Genomic DNA, 19,864 nt, shown 5'->3' on the forward strand with positions numbered 1-19,864 from the left:
ATAGAGTTGTTGTTACCTAAAACTGAAAATAAACAAATGGTTGAGGATTTACTGCCATCAACCTCAAAATAATTGCGGATAGAACTCCATAAAAAGCAGCAAAACTCCAGTTAGGAATTTTTTCTGTCCAATGGGTGAGCCAACCTTTATAAGCTGACCAATGCAATATAGCTAAAGGGATAAAAAACCATGCTAATTGGAGATTTACATTTTCATAACCGGAAGAATGGAAGAAAAGAAAAGCTTTTTCTATTTGTACGGCACTATTAATATCGTTACTACGAAAGAAAATTGCTGAGGCACAAAACCAGTAGAACGTGAGAGGTATACCTAATGTTTTTCTGATTGGTAATAATACCTTATAAGGAGCTATCCAAGATGACCATTGACGGTGAACAATTAATGCTATGCCATTCAATCCTCCCCAAGTAACAAAATGCCAAGCTGCACCATGCCAAAGTCCAGATACAAGCATCAGAATGAGAATATTTCTACTCCTAAATAATTCTGTGCGTTGATTTTTTGGTCGCATTTTCATCAAAGGAAAATAAATATAGTCTCTTAACCAACTGTAGAGACTAATGTGCCAACGTTGCCATAAATCAGTGATATTGTCAGCAAGGTAGGGGAAATTAAAGTTAAGCGTTAGTTTATATCCTAATAACCCTGCACTAGCGATCGCCATATCGGAATAGCCAGAAAAGTCACAATATATTTGGATGACGAAAGAAATCACCGCAACCCAACAACTCAAAGCGGTATAACTTTCTGGATTGGCAAAATACTGTTCTACTAAGGGAGAGAGATTATCGGAAATACAAGCTTTCTTAAAATATCCCACCATAAACAGTATCAAAGATCCCCGAAAATCAACTTTATTTAAGGTTTTTGTATTTAGGAGTTGAGGTAAAAAGTCAGATGCACGAACAATGGGACCTGCAACCAATTGAGGGAAAAAAGTTACAAATAAAGCAAAATCCCCAAAATTTTTCACAGGTTTGAGTGTACCCAAATAGACATCTATAGAGTAACTTAAGGTTTGAAATGTATAAAAACTAATTCCTGCTGGCAGAATGATTTCTAGGGTTTTAATACTAACAGGTAAACCCAAAAAAGCTAATAAGTGAGATGCAGAGTCAGTGAAAAAGTTATAGTATTTAAAAAATCCTAATAATCCTAAATTTATCACCAAGCTAACTAATAACCACACTCGGCGCTGATTTTGATCGATTGGTTTATTGAGCAGTATATTACCAGAAAATAGGCTACTCCACCCTTGTTTACTGTCTGGATTTTCTATGACTTCACTTGCTGTAATTTCTGGTTTTGTTGCTGAGGAATTAACTTTTGGTCTAGATAGCATCAAACCTACAACATAGTCAACAACTGTGGATAGTAAAAGCAGGAAAAGAAAGCGCCAATCCCAAGCACCATAAAATATATAACTACAGACTAGCAACCAAAATTTACGATGATTGTTGTTCTGTAAACCCCAGTAGACGCAGAAAACAACCAGGAAAAACCAAAGAAAACGAAATTCTGTAAAAACCATATTTATTCTATTTATTCTAGATTTATACTCTATATTGATGAATTAAAAATTAGCTATCTCTGTTCTGATAACTTCAAATGGTTAGAAAACTCTGCTGCTAGAATCTTTGTGAATTTTTCAGATCCTTGGTAGTTTAAATGTCTCTGATCGCTGCGATTAGCAAGTTCAAATAAACTAGGGAATTTATTGGGATTATTAAAAGCAAATAGGGTAGAAACATATCCTAAATTGAAAGCTCTCATAATCGGGGTATGTTCAACATCAGCATTTAAAGCTGGAGGAATGAGAAAAATAGGTTCAATTTTATTGTGAGTGATTTTTTCTTGGTTGTTAATTCTATCAATCATTTTCTTAATTATTTTGATTGCATAAGAATCTAGAGGATATTTAGATATATTCTGTGAGTCGGCAGATTCAGATTTTGCTTGTTTTAGTTCTTGTTGATAAATTTGTAAATACTTCTCTTGAAAAATTCTGTCTAATTGTTCAATGTCATTCATCCAATCCATTGCATAATATCCAGATTCCTGAATCACTCTATCAGATAATATTCCTCCTGGTGTGGCTGTGATTCTGGGATTTACATAATCAGAAAAATTACCAATTCCTAACCAGTTATGGATAAAGCTAACTGAATTTGCATACAGAGCGATAATTTTTATTGGTAAATTTAGGGTTGATTCTGATATTAATTTAATATTTTCTAATGTTTTAATAGGAGTATGCCAATAAACATTTTTAGTTGCTGTCGGTGTTTCCTCAACAAAAGAGTTAACTAAACAATCTAAAAATATCCATTTTAATTTGGCTGGTTTTAAAGCTAAAATTTTCTGTAAGTAGAAGTCCATTTCGGCTACATTAGCCGACATAATCCCAAAATTGAAGGACTTTAAATTATTACCATTAGCTGCTATTGATTCATCAAATATTTTAGGAATTACTCCGTAATAAGTAGTGCTAGGCCCCAAAAAAATAATATCGTAATTATCTTTATGTTTGGTGAAATATGCTAATTTAGCACTGACATCACCAAGATTTTGGTGCATATTAGATGTTGGTAAAAATAAATTAATTAAGCCATTAGTCAAAATTAGGCACAGAATAAAAATCCAGCCATAAAGCAAAATAAATATAGGTTTTTTCTTCATAAAATATCTGATATGATGTATGTTTTCGTGGTAATTATTGCTAATTAATTACTTAATGTGACATTTTGTTTTATGCATGACTTAACCTAAGATTAAGCCACTACGAGGAGTAAATGTGAAGTTGAGATATCCTGCTTGAAATTGCCAATGATTTTGCTGTTCAGGATATGTAAGTAATGTTTTTTTGATTTCAGTTAGCGATGATAGTTGAATACTAACCTTTGCTGTTGAGCTACCTGCATTGATAGCAATGATTACATTTTCTGTTGCTAACCTTCGACTGAAGATATAAACTTGTTCTTGGGCGTATAAGGTTTGATATTCACCAATTCTTAATGCTGGATAATTATGACGGAGTTTGATGAGTTGACGATGAAATTTTAAAATTTTTTCATCCCATTCTTTCTGCTCAGGAAAACCTCGACGACAGTCGGGATCGTAACTCCCAGTTAAACCAACTTCATCTCCATAATATATACAAGGTGCGCCGGGGAAAGTGAATAATAATAATGTTGATAAATATAAACTAGGGCGATCGCCTCCTGCCACATCTATTAACCTAGCTGTATCATGATTGTTGATACCGTTGAGTTGGGTTAATTGAATTTCCCAAGGATAACGTTCTAGTAATTGATTAATTTCCTCCCCATATCTAGCCGCATCTGCTGGTGGTGGTGGTGCATATTCGGCCAAATGACCTTTAACTTGGCGATCGCCCACAATAAAAGCTGTGGTAGCGTTAAGAAAAGGCAAACTTGAAACGCCATCAAATTGTGTTCCATCTAACCACTCAGTGGCCTCCATTGGAATTTCTCCAACAATATAAGCTTGGGGATTAATAGCCTTTACTCGTTCCCGAAACTCTTGCCAAAATCCAGGTGTTTTGATGTAATCTGCTGAATCTAAACGCCAACCATCTGCACCGCGTTGAATCCAATATTCACCTACGCGCATAATATATTCGCGTACACCTGAATTATTGGTGTTCAACTCTGGTAAAGCCCGAAAGCCACACCAAGAAGCATAATTAGCGGGGCGAGATTCATCATAGGGTGAGATAGGCCAACCTTCAATTTTGAACCAATCAAACCAAGGAGAATTTTGACCATTTTCTAAAATATCATTGAAAAAATAAAAGCCTCTACTAGCATGATTAAAAGTTCCATCTAAGACAAGTTTAATATTACGGCGATGAACTTCTGCAAGCAGATTTGTAAATGCTTCTTCACCGCCTAATAAGGGATCTACTTGATAGTAATCAAGGGTATGATAGCGATGATTGCTCGCAGAGGTAAAAATAGGGTTGAGGTAAATCGCATTAATCCCTAAATCTTGTAAATAATCTAGTTTTTCAATTATTCCCCAAAGGTTTCCTCCTTTATAACCATTAAATGTAGGCGGAGCATTCCAATCTTCCAATGGTACATTCAGTAACCAACTTTGGTGTGCTGGAACACTCCGAGCAAAGCGGTCAGGAAATATTTGATAGAAAACGGCGTGTTTTACCCAATCAGGTGTATTAATCTGCATAGATTAATTTTTAATTAATTTAAACTACGAGTGCGGGAGATAAGTATCGATTTATCGTTTCTCCTTTAGTACGTATTAATTTATCAATCACTTCTTCAAATAATTGATCTGTCACCATTATGCCTTTGTGACATTGATTTCTAAAAGATAGACATAAGTTAGCAGCATAAACAGGCGATTCCAATGCTTCTGCGTACAATTGGAGAATCGATGTTTCGTCTTCAACAAGTCCATGCATCAGGATAGGACTAAAAAGCCCCATGTTTAGAAAAAGGGGCAATTCAATAATTTCAGAAAGCTTAGATAAAAATTTTGTGCTAACCGCTAGTCGAGACAAGTTGCCTGTATGATTTTTCATGATTGATTTACAGGCATATATGTAAAAATCCAAAAAATCATTTCTTTTTTTAAAAAACACCATCGAGTTAGTTACTTTTTTTAGGCAGAATATAGGCCCTTCTCCAAAGTTTTTATCATATTCTGTATCCAACCAAAATTCGCGGCATAGTAAATAGTCTTCTGTAGTCTCGATTGTTAATTTATCGGGATCGAAAACTACGATATCAGCATCCATCCAAATAGTTTGATCGTATCCTTCTTCGAGAAATTCTTTAGCTATTTCTAGCCTAGCTAGGTCTGCAATGATGTTAATTTTTCCCTGGGATTTTTCTTGATACCAATCTGGAACATAGTCAAAAAAATTATCTTTTCTCTGGTAATCAAAGCCCTTCAATTCTGCCCAATTTTTCACTGTTTGCATACAGGTTTCCAGCCAAGCTGGTGTTTCATCTCCGTGATAGGATTGATAAACAATAGTTTTCATTTCAATCATCCTCTATAAAATCCGAAGTATTCTAATCCTTCTAAAATTCCAGCTGCAAAATTACCTTTTGCTAGATAGCGTTTTCCTGGTGGTGAATTTTTATGCCAGTTTAATATTTCTGACCGGGCATTACCAACGATAATGGCGGGACAAAGCATATTTTGAAACATCGACAAATCATTACCTGAATCTCCACAAATCACAGTTTGTTCATCAGTAAAGCCTAAACGCTGTTGCACGAAAATAGCGGCTGAAGCTTTATTTGCGGACGCAGGCAATATGTCTAAAAATCCGCCATCATAAGAATCTACCATTTGCACTGCTATGCCTTGATTCTGGAGAATTGCTTTTAAATGCGGGACTGTAACAGATAACCCATCTAAGCAGGTGTAATAGGTAACTTTGAAGGCAGTTTGTTCTGTGGAAGGCTGGAGAACAAGGCAAGGAAATCGTTTTGCGACCTCTAATATTATTTCTCGATTCCAATATTGGGAGATTTTAGTTTGCCATTCATCATCGGGGTTATTGTTACCTGGATAGTATATTTCTGTACCAACAGCCACCATTAATATATCAGGTTCTAATAGTTCTTTTTGGGCAATTAATTCTTGATAAAGGGGGAGCGATCGCCCTGTAGTATAGGCAATAACTGTACCGTAATTTTGGCGTTGCTCGTGTAGCCATTGATTTAATTTATTTAAAGCTACATCGTCACCGACTAAGGTGTGATCTAAGTCGGTCACAAATAAAAATTTAGCCACTATTACTCCTGAATGAAGAAGTTGCCGATTCTATTTACATCAATATTTAAATTCAGTAACAATTCTCAAATTTAGTCAGCAAACAGGGGCGAAAAATCTTTATCTAATTTAAACAACTAGTGGAGAAAGCTGCGAAATAATCAGTTTTTAATTTATTTTTATGCTCTGGTTCATCATTATACCTGTTTGCAAACATCTGTCAAAGGCAATTGCTATTACAAGTTGTTTACATTTTATCAAAAAACTTTGTATGACATAAACTTTCTTGGTAATTTCAATGCGATACCTCTTCTTAACTGTCTTAACTGTCTTAACTGTCCGCTTAACTGTCTTAACTGTCTTAACTGTCCGCTTAACTGTCTGAATTTGCTATTGCATTTTGAATGCAAAAATAAGATAGTATTAAAACACTAATTTTTTTAAACGCTCTTATACTCAACCACCATAGACTTCGCCACCAAACTTTTGTATTACATGGAAGTCAATCTTTGCCACATCAGGAAACACTGCTAAAGTCAGAATGTATCATTAGAAAAATTAATGAGTGCAATTAATCTTGAGGTATGTGTGATTTATTAAGTTTTGAAAAATGGCTCTGTCCAATGGTGTTTTGAAAAAAAGATGGGTTTAAAGCTAATAAAATTCATGCGGTAAAATTCGGCATGTCAAACAAGCTTTATGCCTAGCTATCAGACTTAATTTGTCTACTTGAGCAAATTGAAATCTACTGTCAAATAAGTAATTATTGAGATTTCAATAGTTTGCTAGCGATTGAAAATCTTAAATATTTGTGTAAATTCAAAAAAGGGTACGATTTTAATTTTATTATTCCCTTGGTAAAAGTTAGTTTAATTTTTATTAAAAAATGAACTAAGTATAAGAAAATCTTTTTTATTTTTCAAAAAATAAAAAAGTATTGCTCAGAAATGTAATTCTAGGTAAAATCAATGCCTTCAGTACAGCAGCAACTATACTCCTTTTCTACTGATTACTTTAGCCAACTAGCTAATCTTGGAGAAAAATTTCAGGTAACAGATTGCCAAGGCAAATCTTTTACAAATTCTCACGGGATTAACCTAGCTGCTGATTTAATAAATCAGCAACATCAACAGCAGCGAAAAGTTATTTTCATTGGAAATGGAGGGAGTGCAACTGTAGCTAGCCATCAAGCCATTGACTTCTGGCGTAATGGTAATATTCCAGCGATCGCTTTTAATGATAGTGCTTCAATCACCTGCATTAGTAATGACTTTGGTTACGAACAAGTATTCAGCAAGCCAATCTCTACATTTGCCCAATCTGGAGATATTTTATTTGCAATTAGTAGTTCTGGGCAATCAGAAAACATCCTCGCAGGTGTTCGCCAAGCAATAAAGATGGATTGCCATGTAATTACCCTTTCAGCCTTTCAACCGAATAATCCTTTGCGTCAAATGGGACATTTGAATTTTTATGTTCCAACTATGTCTTATGGTTTTGCAGAAATCATGCATTTATGTATCTGCCACTGCATTATAGATGGGTTAGTTAAAGGTGCTTTACCTAGTAGAGATGCAAATAACTATCTGAGTTTTCATGAAATTCAAGCATCTTAAACTTATGCAAGTTCTACACAAATTACCTGAATGTAATTGCCGCAAAATTTAGGATTCCATGAAACTAGCAATCAGTACTGAAAAAAGTCTTGACTTTGAAACCTGTGCAGAGGTGTTTGCTATCTACCGAGAACAGGGGCGCAAAATCGTTCTCTGCAATGGTGTATTTGATTTGCTGCACCCCGGACACATTGCTCACCTGCAAGCAGCCAAAGCAATGGGAGATTTGTTAGTAGTCTCTTTAACTGCGACTCCCTACATTAACCGAGGCCCCGGAAGACCAATATTTTCTGATGAATTGCGCTTGAGTTCCATAGCTGCTTTAGCTTGTGTTGATTACGTAATTTTAACCCCGGCGGTAACAGCTTTAGAAGTAATTGAAAAAGTGCGTCCGCATATTTATTGCAAGGGTGATGAATATGCACAGACCGAAAAAGATGTAACCCACAATATTGACAAAGAAATTGCCCAAGTTAGAGCTTATGGCGGTGACATTCGCTATACCCAAGAAATTACTTTTAGCTCAACGCGGTTAATTAATAATTACCTTGATGTTCTTCCTTCAGACTTAAAAGATTACGCCAGCGATTTTAGTCAGAAATATAGTTTTGAGCAGATTACAGATGCTGTAGATGCAATGCAGCATCTCAATGTTTTAGTACTTGGCGATATCATTATTGACGAGTTTGTTCACTGTACTGTTCAGGGTTTAACTTCCAAAGGTAGAGCGCCTTCGACTCGCTTTCTGAAAAAGGAACAGCATTTAGGGGGAGTTTTTGCCATCGCTCGCCATCTGTCCAGTTTCGCCAAGTCTGTCACTCTAGCTAGCGCTATCGGTAGCGAACCAGATGTACATCGCTTAATTGCCAATCATGTGAATGGTTCGCTGCATCTGAATTTACAGTGTGCAGAGAATTATTCCACTGTCACCAAGCGTCGTTATATTGAACAACAAGGGGCAACAAAGGGTTATACGCAACTATTTGCGATTAACTCGATGAATGAAGAGGGATTAATACCTCAAGAACGCCAAAAACTCTTGGATTCTTGGGAAAAGTTACTCAAAAATTGCGATTTAGTGGTTTTGGCAGATTACGGTCATGGACTGATTGATGCATCTGCCATTGAATTGATTCAAAACCAAGCACCATTTCTCGCTTTGAATTGTCAAACAAACAGTGCTAATTACGGTTACAACTTAATTAGTAAATATCAACGAGCTGATAGCTTTTGTATAGACGAGCAAGAAATTCGCCTCGCCTTTTCTAACCGCCACGGAAATCGAGATGAGTTATTAAAACGTTTGCAATATCATCTAGGAGCGCAACAAGGTTGGTTAACTTTGGGCGCTGCGGGTTCTTTGGCAATTCAAGCCAATGGAGAGATGGAAGTTACCCCAGCAATGACACAACAAGTCAAAGATACCACAGGTGCGGGAGATGCCTTTTTTGCTCTAGCTAGTTTGAGCGCCAAATTAGATTTACCTTTGCAGTTGGGATCGTTTTTAGGAAATTTAGCAGGCGCGATCGCGGCAAATATTTTGGGCAACGAAAAGCCTGTAGAGAAAGGGCGCTTACTCAAGTTTGCCAAAACAATTTGTACATTTTAAAAGATTATCAAGGAGCTAATTTATGAGTTCAATTAAACAAGTTTTGGTAACCGGCGGTGCTGGTTATGTGGGGGCTGTTTTAGTTCCTAAACTTTTACAAGCTGGATATGCAGTCAAAGTGCTAGACCTGTATCTTTATGGCAAAGATGTACTAGCTGATGTTAAAGATAATCCTAACTTAGAAGAAATTCAAGGCGATATCCGCGATCGCCAACTCCTGGAAAAAATCATGCCGGGATGTGATGCAGTGATTCATTTAGCTTGCATTTCCAACGATCCGAGTTTTGAATTAGATCCAGATTTAGGGCGTTCGATTAATTATGATGCCTTTTTTGACTTGGTAGATGTCGCCAAAGATTCGGGAGTCAAGCGGTTTATCTATGCTTCTTCCTCCAGTGTTTACGGCATCAAAGAAACAGAAAATGTTACAGAAGACTTACCGCTAATGCCTTTAACAGACTATTCTCGTTACAAGGCTTTATGCGAAGAAGTATTACTCAGCAAGCGAGAACCAGGATTTGTGACTTTAATACTACGTCCAGCATCAATATGCGGTTACTCTCCTCGCCAGCGACTAGATTTAATAGTCAACATTTTTACTAATCAAGCTATCAATAACGGTAAAATTACAGTTTTTGGTGGTGAGAATAAGCGCCCCAGTCTTCATATTGAAGATATGACCCAGGTTTATCTCAACTCTCTACAATGGCCAGATGAAGCGATCGATGGCAAAATTTTCAATGTTGGGTATGAAAATTATACAGTGACTGAAATTGCAGAGATGACTCGTGAGGTAGTCGGAGACTCTGTAGAAATTGTGACTACACCCACAAATGATACGCGTTCATACCATATTTCCTCAGATAAAATTAAACAAGAACTGGGATTTGTACCTTCACATACAGTCCAAGATGCGATCGAGGATTTAACGTCAGCATTTAAAGCTAATCAACTTCCCAATTCTCTAACAGATTCTCGTTACTACAACGTGAAAGTGATGAAAGAGATTAACTTCAAATAAAGTCAAACCCCGGCATGATTCTGGGCGGGGTTTAAATTACAGCAGATTTAAATTTTTAGGTTGGTTTACAATACGGTTTGCTAAGGTTTTCGACGAAAATTATAGAGTCAAAAACGCGATAAATCCCCGATTGATTTTTGTAGAGACGGCGATTTATCGCGTCTTATTCAGCAAACATCGCAACTAAACGATTGGCAGGTTCAGGCATTGAAACATAAAAAGTTGTTGGTAAAGACCAAGTATTACTTGGCTTATTGGGGTCAAGATAAAAGTTGCATAAACCTTCAATAAAGGTTTTCATCTTGGAGATGTTATAGCCCCATAGTTTTAATGATGGTAAAACTTCAGTTTCGACGATGTTTAATAAATCATCTCGCCTGCTTGTCACTCTCATGGAATTAAAAATAGTCCATGCCATTTCTAATGCTTCAAGAGTGCCATCATTACCTCCTTCATAAAACCATTCAATATCAAAATCAATCATCCGCACGTTTCCTTCGGCGTCAATCATTTCATTACCGCCCCAGCGGTCTGCATAAATGATTCCGCGTCTGTGAGCTAAATTCATTTCCTGGACAATCTTCGGCAGAAATTTTACTTCTCCGGCTTCTAAAAATTCAAATAAAGTTTTGCCTGTGACATATTCAATCAGCATCCAATCTTCAGCTGCATAAATTAATTTCGGAACTGGTAAGCCAGCAGCTAAAGCCCGTTGGAGAAAATCAACTTCATCAGCGATATTTCTGAGTTTAAACGAACCACCATTTTGAATAAAACCAGTAGCTTCATACATATATTGCATATAAGCATCGCCGGCTTCAGTGGAAACATCTCGTCTAGCACGAAAAACGTAGCGATCGCCTGCTATTGTAATGAATAAGATATGGTTAAATAATCCTTCAGATTCGGGTTTTTGTATTTTTGCTGTTTGACCTCCAGGTAAATAATCCAAAGCACGCTCTAATGCCTGAGCGATATCTGTTGGCAGTGTATTTTTTAAATTTTCTTGAACTGAGCTTTTCATTACCTTTAACCCATACTTAATTCTAAATTCATTGCTAAGAAATCAAAAAACTCAGCTAGAATTTGGTCGTAGTGAGATGCAAATTCCAGTTGCTTGATTTCTTCTCGACTAAAGTATGCTAATTTTTGACCTTCATGCAGCGTTATTTGGGAAATATCTAAATCCAACTGAGTCCAAAAAATGTGTTCGTCACACTCTTGCCAAAAATAAGACTTAAAGAATTTAATCTCGCTTAACTCTAGTTCCATTTCCTCAACTATTTCTCTACGAATAGCTGCTTCTTTTGATTCATTTTCCTCTATATATCCTCCTAATAGTGCCCAAGTGTTAGGAAAAGGAATAGAGCTTTTATTATCTCGAAGTACAAGTAATACTTGCTGCTGACTGTTGATAATAATTATGTCAGCCCCTGGTGCTTCTCTCATCTCAGGTTAGATTGAATAAACTTTAATCAGTATATGATAAAGAAATAAAGTTAGAAAAATGATCTTTATTTTTTAAGCTTTTAATCAAGTGAAAATTAAGTAAGTCAACTTAATTAAACATAAAACAATAGTAGGGTGCGTTGTCGCAAAGCGCAACGCACCTCTTGGATGTTAAAGCCTTGTGAATTCTGATAACATATTTAATTTTCCACGGCTGTCAAAGAACGCGAATCAACATCAGCATCAAAACTCAAAGATTTTGGTAAATACACAAGCATTGTCACCATTTTGGTAAACATGAATAATATGATGGCAAGCCACAAAATATAGTTGTTGTGAAAATAAAAAGCTGCTATAGCTGATGGAACAAATCCAAAAGTAGCAGCAATCAAGCTGACATTACGAACAATTTTGCCCTCTGCTAAACCTAAGTAATATCCTTCCAACATTGAGGCAATTGAATTGAACACAAGTAGGAAACATAAGCACCAAATATAGGCATCAATAGTTCCGGTAATTTCAGTGTGGTTGGTTAATATTCCAAAGACTTGTTGGGGAAATAAAACAGAAATTGTGGCTATACTAATCCCTATAAACAAGCTACTTGCAACTGAAACTCTCAACAAAGGAAGAAACTTTCCTTTTGATTCACTGCCTTTAAAGTTTCCGCTCAAGGTTTCTGTAGCAAATCCCAGTCCATTAGTTAAGTAAACATTCAGTTGTGCGACTTGACCCAACAAAGAATTCTGGGTAAATATTACTGTACCCATCATTGCACCCAAATTACTAATAAATGCAAAGACAGATACCTCAGTTATCGTTCTAATCATGATATCTCTATTGAGAGATAAAGTATTTTTCAAAGCTGACAAATTTATAATTTTTGGCATCACTGCTCGTACTTCTTGCCACTGAATTTTTTGGCTAGCTAAGATGATGCCAATCAACAACATTAAATATTGGCTAGATGCTTGAGATGCTCCAGCCCCCATACTGTTCCAACCCCACTGAATAATAAATACGTAATCTAAAATTATATTGGCTGCGTTACCAATAATTGAAAGTACCAAAACCTTACTATTCTCCTCTCGTCCCAGCAGCCAACCGATGAGAACAAAGTTGAGTAAAACAGCAGGCGACCCCCAAATTCGAGCATTATAATACTCAATACCAGCAGCTTTGATAGTGACTTCACCACTCAAGACCGAAAAACCTATTTCTCGCAAAGGATACTGCAAAATTAGCACAGCAATACCCAATACCAAGCCGATTAAAGCATTGCGTAGCCCCACTAGCAGCACAGCCTCTTGGTCATCTGCTCCCACCGCTTGAGCCGTCAAACCAGTGGTGCCCATCCGTAAGAATTCAAGAATCAAATAGACGAGCCCAAATAAGATATTAGCGATGGAAACCCCCGCCAAGGCATCGATGTCTTTCAAATGACCCAAAAAAGCCACGCTGATTAAACCCGCTAGAGGTATCATCAGATTAGAAACAATATTAGCGATCGCCAGGCGAAAGAAGCGCGGTACAAAGTCGTACTGTTCTGAAAGTGTTAAATTCATGAATTAATTAAGTAATCTAGCTCAGTTGATTGGGAGTTTTTGACAAATTTCCTAAAAAAGCTCTTAGAAAGCAATAATTTTAGCTAACTTTCCTATTTTAATTTTTTATTCTCAAATGAGCGCGGCAAATTATATCTATAATCTCAGCAATAAAACTAAGATGCAAGGACAGATAAAGATAAGACACTTAAGAAAAATTTTTCGGCGGCTCCACTGCAATCTTAGTTGCTGAGTTTTATCATCAGTGAGTGGGAGATGGGGAGACTTGTACTGAGCGGAGCCGTTGGCGCAGCCTCTCGTAGAGAAGTATGGGGAGAATAATCCGTCAGTCAATAGTCAACACTATTTTAAATTAAAGATTCATCGCGATCGCTTCTACATCTTCTACAGTTAATCCTAAAGCATCAGCTACTTGTTCTCTATTTAATCCCATACTCAGTAGTCTAGGCACTGCTTGTTGCAGTCGTTGTTGTGCAGCTTGGGCTTCTTGTTGTGCAGCTTGGGACTTTGCCATTAATTCCCCAAATGTCATAAAAGGTTGACCATCTGGGTAGGAAAGTTGCCAGTGTTCGCCAGAGACATCAAAATTAATTTGCAGCCGTGGACTAACCCATTTTTGACCAAAATCTACCGAGTCTAAACCATATTCACCGCGTAACCAAACTTGTAGTTCATTATTTTCTGGGTTGTATATATAGTATTCCTCCACACCGTATTGATTGTAGAACAGCAACTTCCGAGCCATTTCTATTGATGTGTTTACTGGTGAGAGGATTTCAAACACTACTTGGGGCGGTTGGTTTCCTTCTTCCCACTGTTTATAAGAAGAACGACGACCTTTTGGACGACCAATGGCAACCATCACATCGGGTGCGTATTTAATCTTATTATTACCCTCAATGGGATACCAGAATAAATCACCAGCGACAAAAACATTTGGATCGTTTGCAAAGAGAAGATCTAAATTACCCTTGATCAGCACAATAATTTCAAAATGTTCTGTATTATTGCCCATCGGCTGATCGTCAGATTCTGGATAGAAAATCTCCGCAGGTGCAGAAGATTCGATTTGGGAAACCATCGCTTTCATCTCCACTCGTGTTTTTTATTTTAGGCGATCGCTTCACTGCAATGTCATTGTATCGAGTGACAATGCGATTGTATCGAGTGACAATGCGATTGTATTAAGAAATTTTACAAACACTGCTTAAGTAAAAAGTACCCTGCATAGACCTTAGTAACCCACGTATCGATAGGTGTAAGGTTCCATAGCGTAAGGAAAAATCCACATGGTTACTAAATTTGGTACTAATTTCAACGACAACGGCACAATTCAAAACGGAATACTTTACCCTACCCTCACAGGCACTGATGGCGACGATCGCATTTCTGGATTGGCAGGTAACGATATTATAGATGGTGCCGCTGGGAATGATAGCCTTTGGGGTGATGGTGGTAACGACTTGTTACGGGGCGGCGATGGAATTGACTGGTTATCAGGTGGTGATGGTAACGATACCATAATTGGCGATCGCGGTAATGACACCTTCGTTGGTGGAGCCGGAAACGACCGACTCATCTGGAACAACGGTGATGGCAGCGACAAAATGAGTGGCAATGCTGGCTACGATGTAATCGAAGTCAATGGTGCGGGTGCTGCCGGGGATACCTTCCGCTTGCAAGGTGATGCCCAAGGTAGAGCCATCTTTGACCGCTTGAACTTAGTACCTTTCACCTTAACTGTAGACACTGCCGAAAAATTTGAAATCAACGGTCAAGGTGGCGATGACATCTTGGATGTTAACAGCTTGGCTGGCACTAGCATTGCAAGTGTACAATTTACAGGCGGTGCAGGCAATGACTTGCTCGATGGTGCTGATACAGCTACACCGTTAGTTGGTTATGGCAACGAAGGCAATGACACCCTCAAGGGTGGCGCTGGAACTGACAGCCTTTCGGGCGATGCTGGTAACGACTTGTTACGGGGCGGCGATGGAATTGACTGGTTATCAGGTGGTGATGGTAACGATACCATAATTGGCGATCGCGGTAATGACATCTTCGTTGGTGGAGCCGGAAACGACCGACTCATCTGGAACAACGGTGATGGCAGCGACAAAATGAGTGGCAATGCTGGCTACGATGTCATCGAAGTCAATGGTGCGGCGGCCGCCGGCGATACCTTCCGCTTGCAAGGTGATGCCCAAGGTAGAGCCATCTTTGACCGCTTGAACTTAGTACCTTTCACCTTAAGTGTAGACACTGCCGAAAAATTTGAAATCAACGGTCAAGGCGGCGATGACATCTTGGATGTTAACAGCTTGGCTGGCACTAGCATTGCAAGTGTGCAATTTACAGGTGGTGCAGGCAATGACTTGCTTGATGGTGCTGATACAACTACGCCGTTAGTTGGTTATGGCAACGAAGGTAATGACACCCTCAAGGGTGGCGCTGGAACTGACAGTCTTTCGGGTGATACTGGTAACGACTTGTTACGTGGCGGTGATGGGATTGATTGGTTATCAGGTGGTGATGGCAACGATACCATAATTGGCGATCGCGGTAATGACATCTTCGTTGGTGGAGCCGGAAACGACCGACTCATCTGGAACAACGGTGATGGCAGCGACAAAATGAGTGGCAATGCTGGCTACGATGTCATCGAAGTCAATGGTGCGGCGGCCGCCGGCGATACCTTCCGCTTGCAAGGTGATGCCCAAGGTAGAGCCATCTTTGACCGCTTGAACTTAGTACCTTTCACCTTAACTGTAGACACTGCCGAAAAATTTGAAATCAACGGTCAAGGTGGCGATGACATCTTGGATGTTAACAGCTTGGCTGGCACTAGTATTGCAAGTGTGCAATTTACAGGTGGTGCAGGCAATGACTTGCTTGATGGTCGTGGCACATCTACGCCGTTAGTTGGCTATGGCAACGAGGGCAATGACATACTTTATGGCGGCAATGGAAATGACACCCTCTACGGTGATGCTGGCAATGACTATCTTGCTGGTGGTAAAGGAAATGACGTACTCTCTGGCGGTTTAGGCGCAGATAAATTTTACTTTGAGTCTAAGCTCAACGGCATAGACATTATCACAGATTTCCAATATGCACAGGGAGATAAAGTGTTAGTCAGCAAAATTGGCTTTGGTGTTAGTAACCTAAGTCAGTTCAGCTATGACAACATCACTGGTGGTTTGTCTTACCAAGGACAGTTGTTTGCAACTCTAGAGAATAAACCTGCTGGCTTCTCAATTAGTACAGACGTTGTGCTGGTCTAAGAAATTTGCAATTCGTAGTCACCCAATGGGCTACGCTAACGCAATTGTAGACGTAATTAAATAATCGATCTATTTGAGATATAACCTTACGCCACTTGCTCTACTTATACTTTGCCCAAGTAGAGCAAGTGGTTCTTCAATTTATTGATGAAATACACGCGTAAGGGCACAGCCATGTTCCCTACGATTATCTGTACCTCACTCCCAGAGCAATCTGCTATATGAAATCCCTATTGCCTTTTATAGCAACTGTCCAATTCAAAATTTACTCAGCATAAACTTCTGTAGCTCACGTATGGATAAGTGTGACAACTAGTTGCTGAAGATAACATGAGTTTCTCAAATACTCATACTAACCAGTCTTCATTTTAGCTTGTTGCGATCGCTCTCAAGTTCTGGATTAACTAACTTCAACAAGGAAAATACACAATGGCTATTATACAAGGACAAGCAACCAATGGAAATGACATCATCATTGCTGATGGAGCTAATGACTTTATCGATGGTCTACTAGGCATTGACCTTATTAACGGTGGTTCGGGCAACGACATCATCTTCGGTAGGGGTGGCAATGACATAATTCTCGGTGCTGCCGGCAATGACTTCATTAACGGTGGCGCGGACAATGACGACCTTAGTGGTGGCGCGGGCAATGACACCCTTTTCGGTAGCTCCGGCAATGACACCGTTTTCGGTGGCTCCGGCAGTGACTCCCTCAGTGGTGGCACCGGCAATGATATTCTCATAGGCTTTAATGGAGTTAATGGAAATGAGTTAGACACTCTCAGGGGTGGTTCTGGAGCCGACACGTTTGCGCTCGGAGATAAAGCCCGTTCCTTCTACCTCAATTCAGCCGGCTCTAGTTTTGCCACAATTGTTGATTTCGATTTCAGTCAGGGTGACAAGATTCGAGTTAACGGTAGTGTCTTTGGCTACACATTAAACAAGAACATTAATGTGTCTGGTGGTTCCGCATTAGACACGCAAATTTTCAGAAACGGCGATCTGATTGCGGTTGTGCAAGACAATACTAATGTGTTTGCTTCCCTCGACTTTGTTACAGCTTAGATTGAGGTAATTGAAAGCACTGCTGTACAATGCTTTCAAGAAGCAGTTAGAACTTTTAGCAACACGCAAGCTGAGAATTGAAAAATTCAAACAAGCAATGTGGGAACGGCAGTTAGCATTAGATGTAGGTAGGGTTGAACAACGCGAAACCCAACCTACATTTTTTTTGCAATATTTTAAACTTGCCACGCTACTAAGTATATTTCAAAAATCAAATATGAGTTCTATATAAGTTCAGTAGACCGAAAAGTTTTGCGATCGCTAAAAAATAGTAGTCTGTGATACCGTTTATTCAGGAATGTACAACAGCCGATTTCGAGAGAAAAACTATAAGTTGAACTTATAGAAATAATGGCGAAACGACCAAAATCAGCCGGACGGTAAATAAATTTCGCAGGCTACTCCATAGTTACGGTCTATTACTTGGCGTAAAAATTCAAGCATCTGTTTGAGAGTAAATAGATGAGAAAAAACTTGTCTAGTGCTTCTTTTTAAACGGCTAATATAATGCCATACTAGATAAATCCAAACATTAATAATTAAGAATGCCAAAGCTACAAATAAAAGCCGAATTGTGGGATTTTTGATAGTAGTTTTGATGCGGCACTGGTTTTTCATACGATAACTACTCTCAATCCCAAAACGTAGACGATAGTCATCATGTATAAGCTGCAAAGTTAGCTTAACTTTATAAACAGCGTAAACAAAAAATTCCCGCCCATGCTCTCGTCTTTTACCATTTTTATATGTACAAACTATCCACACACTAAAAGTTACTGAACCATATTTATCGCTGTTTAAAGTGTAACTGGTTTTGTAGCTACGCCTACCTCTAATTCATTGTTTAGTTCCTCCATGTTTGCCTCGAATAATAGCTGGCATTTCAAATGGAATATCTAAAGCTTGTAACCATCTGATGACAGGGACACAGAAGAACTCACGGTCTAAATATAATCGTTCAATCTTCAGGTTTAAAGGCTCAATCAATGCTAAAAGATACGTGATAATTGCCACCAAAGTGTTCTGTTGCTGAACAGCTTTGATAGAAGACAGTTACTCTTTTATGCTTCTTAACTACATAAATAGTAGCGTAGGCATAGAAAGAGCAAGTACCATTTTTCGCTTGACTTCTATAAATATATGGTGCTTCTAATGGGGATGGCTCACCATAATATGGCTGGAAGTTAAAATCGATGGCAATTTTCTGTTGTCCTTGTCGTATACCTGTTGGCAAGCGGCTTTGAAGTGCTTTATTTAAAGCCTCTTCCAATGAAGAAAGGTCTGAATATTTCTCCAAATGGTAACGAATATCATTACTGGTCGGAACATTTTTTAGGACTTTAGTAGTGTTTTCAATACTATCTCTCTGGGTAGCAGCCCGAATTAAAATTTCAAAAATATTTTGTTGTTCACACTTACCCTGAGTCTGAATTGGAAGATTCTCCGTTAAACAGTTAACCACTTCATTCAAGGTTTTACTATCAGTTAGAACTGGGGTAGTTGCAGTCATAGCTTGCACCAGATATTTCTCTGGCTCAATTTTCCCGCAACTCCTTGGTAAAATTCCTGAAATAGCAGCAAAACATCGTTATGGTGCGACGTTTGCTCTGATCTCTTCGCTTATTTATTAGCTTTACTTATGTTTCTATCTCAAAGTGAGACATGAGTTACTGATATCTAAAAGCACTACTTTTTCCAAAAATCCACTGAAGCAGGTATTCTTGACAGAGCGATCGCAAAACTTTTCAGTCTACTGAATTTAATACTCAAGATTATTGATCATTTCACTAAGTCTCTGATTAACTCAGCTCTGCTGGGTCATTTTGCATGGCTTAGTCTAAACTCCAGTAAGTAGTTCCAGCCGACCACATCAAACTACGAAGTAGATTGTAAGCAAGCAAATAAACATAAATTTCTTTGCGTACCATTGAAGGAGTTTTACATCGTAAAACATCCATTCCTAAGGTAGTTTTGAGATGTCTTAAATCTAATTTGATGAGGTGTTGTAACACATCTATAAAACTGCTTTGGCGAGCGCGGCTGGAAGCTACCCAAGTTTGAATCTGGCTGTGAGCAGAAACTAAACTGCCCAGTCGTGTGATTAAGTTGCGATAAGCACCTTCTGGACTAATGCCTAAGTAGCGTTGATGTAAAATTTTCCAGCGATACTCCATTGCTTGCTTGGCAACCTCAAGTTCTTTTGGTTGAAGTAATTGCAACCGTTTTAAATCCTTTGCTAACAGCCAACGAACAATACTGTCTCTGGTAGTAGCACTTTGTTGTGGACATTCCTGTGCTAGGTGGTTAAGACACATACAAGTGCAAGGAATCCGTAGCCCATTTGATGGTGACTGGGTGTACTGGAGTTCCAGAATGGGTAAACATCCTGAAGCGCCCACAAGGGGTGTGTTTGTCAAGCACCAAATCATTGAGGAGCCGTGTGAAATTAACGTTTCATG

16 protein-coding genes and 1 pseudogene are annotated in these 19,864 nt (G+C 38.5%); 6 read left to right on the forward strand and 11 right to left on the reverse strand.

Annotated elements, in window-relative coordinates:
- Positions 1–16: 16 nt before the first annotated feature.
- From H6H03_RS09560 to H6H03_RS09580, 5 genes are all read right to left on the reverse strand, one after another.
- A complete protein-coding gene (locus H6H03_RS09560) occupies positions 17–1,552 on the reverse strand; it encodes an MBOAT family O-acyltransferase (protein ID WP_190954895.1) in 1,536 nt (511 codons plus the stop codon).
- Positions 1,553–1,605: 53 nt separating this feature from the next.
- Positions 1,606–2,700 (reverse strand): hypothetical protein, encoded by a 1,095-nt coding sequence (locus tag H6H03_RS09565; RefSeq protein ID WP_190954896.1) that lies wholly within the window; start codon positions 2,698–2,700, stop codon positions 1,606–1,608.
- 81 nt (positions 2,701–2,781) lie between these two features.
- On the reverse strand, positions 2,782–4,230 hold the full coding sequence (locus H6H03_RS09570; RefSeq protein ID WP_190954897.1) for a glycoside hydrolase family 13 protein: 1,449 nt from the start codon (positions 4,228–4,230) through the stop codon (positions 2,782–2,784).
- 19 nt (positions 4,231–4,249) lie between these two features.
- Positions 4,250–5,053 (reverse strand): hypothetical protein, encoded by an 804-nt coding sequence (locus tag H6H03_RS09575; protein WP_190954898.1) that lies wholly within the window; start codon positions 5,051–5,053, stop codon positions 4,250–4,252.
- A 5-nt stretch (positions 5,054–5,058) separates the two neighbouring features.
- Positions 5,059–5,814: a sucrose-phosphate phosphatase gene (locus H6H03_RS09580; RefSeq protein WP_190954899.1), complete on the reverse strand. Its 756-nt coding sequence runs from the start codon at positions 5,812–5,814 to the stop codon at positions 5,059–5,061.
- 947 nt (positions 5,815–6,761) lie between these two features.
- Here H6H03_RS09580 and H6H03_RS09585 point away from each other — a divergent pair.
- The 3 genes from H6H03_RS09585 to H6H03_RS09595 are packed head-to-tail and all read left to right on the forward strand — an operon-like array spanning position 6,762 to position 10,039.
- A complete protein-coding gene (locus tag H6H03_RS09585; RefSeq protein ID WP_190954900.1) occupies positions 6,762–7,409 on the forward strand; it encodes an SIS domain-containing protein in 648 nt (215 codons plus the stop codon).
- Positions 7,410–7,467: 58 nt separating this feature from the next.
- Positions 7,468–9,018, forward strand: coding sequence for a PfkB family carbohydrate kinase (locus H6H03_RS09590; RefSeq protein ID WP_190954901.1), 1,551 nt, complete (start codon positions 7,468–7,470; stop codon positions 9,016–9,018).
- A gap of 22 nt (positions 9,019–9,040) precedes the next feature.
- Positions 9,041–10,039, forward strand: a complete 999-nt coding sequence (locus tag H6H03_RS09595) for an NAD-dependent epimerase/dehydratase family protein (protein ID WP_190954902.1) — start codon at positions 9,041–9,043, stop codon at positions 10,037–10,039.
- Positions 10,040–10,202: 163 nt separating this feature from the next.
- On the opposite strand, the gene H6H03_RS09600 is transcribed toward H6H03_RS09595, so the two are convergent.
- The 4 genes from H6H03_RS09600 to H6H03_RS09615 form a co-directional block, all read right to left on the reverse strand.
- Positions 10,203–11,063 (reverse strand): hypothetical protein, encoded by an 861-nt coding sequence (locus tag H6H03_RS09600; protein WP_190954903.1) that lies wholly within the window; start codon positions 11,061–11,063, stop codon positions 10,203–10,205.
- 5 nt (positions 11,064–11,068) lie between these two features.
- The gene (locus H6H03_RS09605) at positions 11,069–11,488 is read right to left on the reverse strand and encodes an NUDIX hydrolase (protein WP_190954904.1); all 420 of its coding nucleotides are present in this window, start codon (positions 11,486–11,488) and stop codon (positions 11,069–11,071) included.
- Positions 11,489–11,688: 200 nt separating this feature from the next.
- Positions 11,689–13,053: a guanitoxin biosynthesis MATE family efflux transporter GntT gene (gntT, locus tag H6H03_RS09610; protein WP_190954905.1), complete on the reverse strand. Its 1,365-nt coding sequence runs from the start codon at positions 13,051–13,053 to the stop codon at positions 11,689–11,691.
- Between the two features lie 352 nt (positions 13,054–13,405).
- Complete coding sequence (locus H6H03_RS09615) at positions 13,406–14,134, reverse strand: Uma2 family endonuclease (protein WP_190954906.1); 729 nt, start codon at positions 14,132–14,134, stop codon at positions 13,406–13,408.
- A 208-nt stretch (positions 14,135–14,342) separates the two neighbouring features.
- Between H6H03_RS09615 and H6H03_RS41220 the strand changes: the two genes are divergently transcribed.
- From H6H03_RS41220 to H6H03_RS09640, 3 genes are all read left to right on the forward strand, one after another.
- On the forward strand, positions 14,343–16,337 hold the full coding sequence (locus H6H03_RS41220) for a calcium-binding protein (protein WP_199338888.1): 1,995 nt from the start codon (positions 14,343–14,345) through the stop codon (positions 16,335–16,337).
- 429 nt (positions 16,338–16,766) lie between these two features.
- The gene (locus H6H03_RS09635; RefSeq protein ID WP_190954907.1) at positions 16,767–17,405 is read left to right on the forward strand and encodes a calcium-binding protein; all 639 of its coding nucleotides are present in this window, start codon (positions 16,767–16,769) and stop codon (positions 17,403–17,405) included.
- A gap of 10 nt (positions 17,406–17,415) precedes the next feature.
- Complete coding sequence (locus H6H03_RS09640; RefSeq protein ID WP_190954908.1) at positions 17,416–17,637, forward strand: hypothetical protein; 222 nt, start codon at positions 17,416–17,418, stop codon at positions 17,635–17,637.
- Between the two features lie 137 nt (positions 17,638–17,774).
- Here the strand turns inward: H6H03_RS09640 and H6H03_RS42210 are convergent.
- Positions 17,775–18,915 (reverse strand): annotated as a pseudogene (locus H6H03_RS42210) (ISH3 family transposase).
- A 322-nt stretch (positions 18,916–19,237) separates the two neighbouring features.
- On the reverse strand, positions 19,238–19,822 hold the full coding sequence (locus H6H03_RS42215) for a hypothetical protein (protein ID WP_190954910.1): 585 nt from the start codon (positions 19,820–19,822) through the stop codon (positions 19,238–19,240).
- Positions 19,823–19,864 lie beyond the last annotated feature (42 nt).

Origin of the sequence: Nostoc paludosum FACHB-159 (assembly GCF_014698835.1) — a bacterium.
GTDB lineage: Bacteria > Cyanobacteriota > Cyanobacteriia > Cyanobacteriales > Nostocaceae > Nostoc > Nostoc paludosum.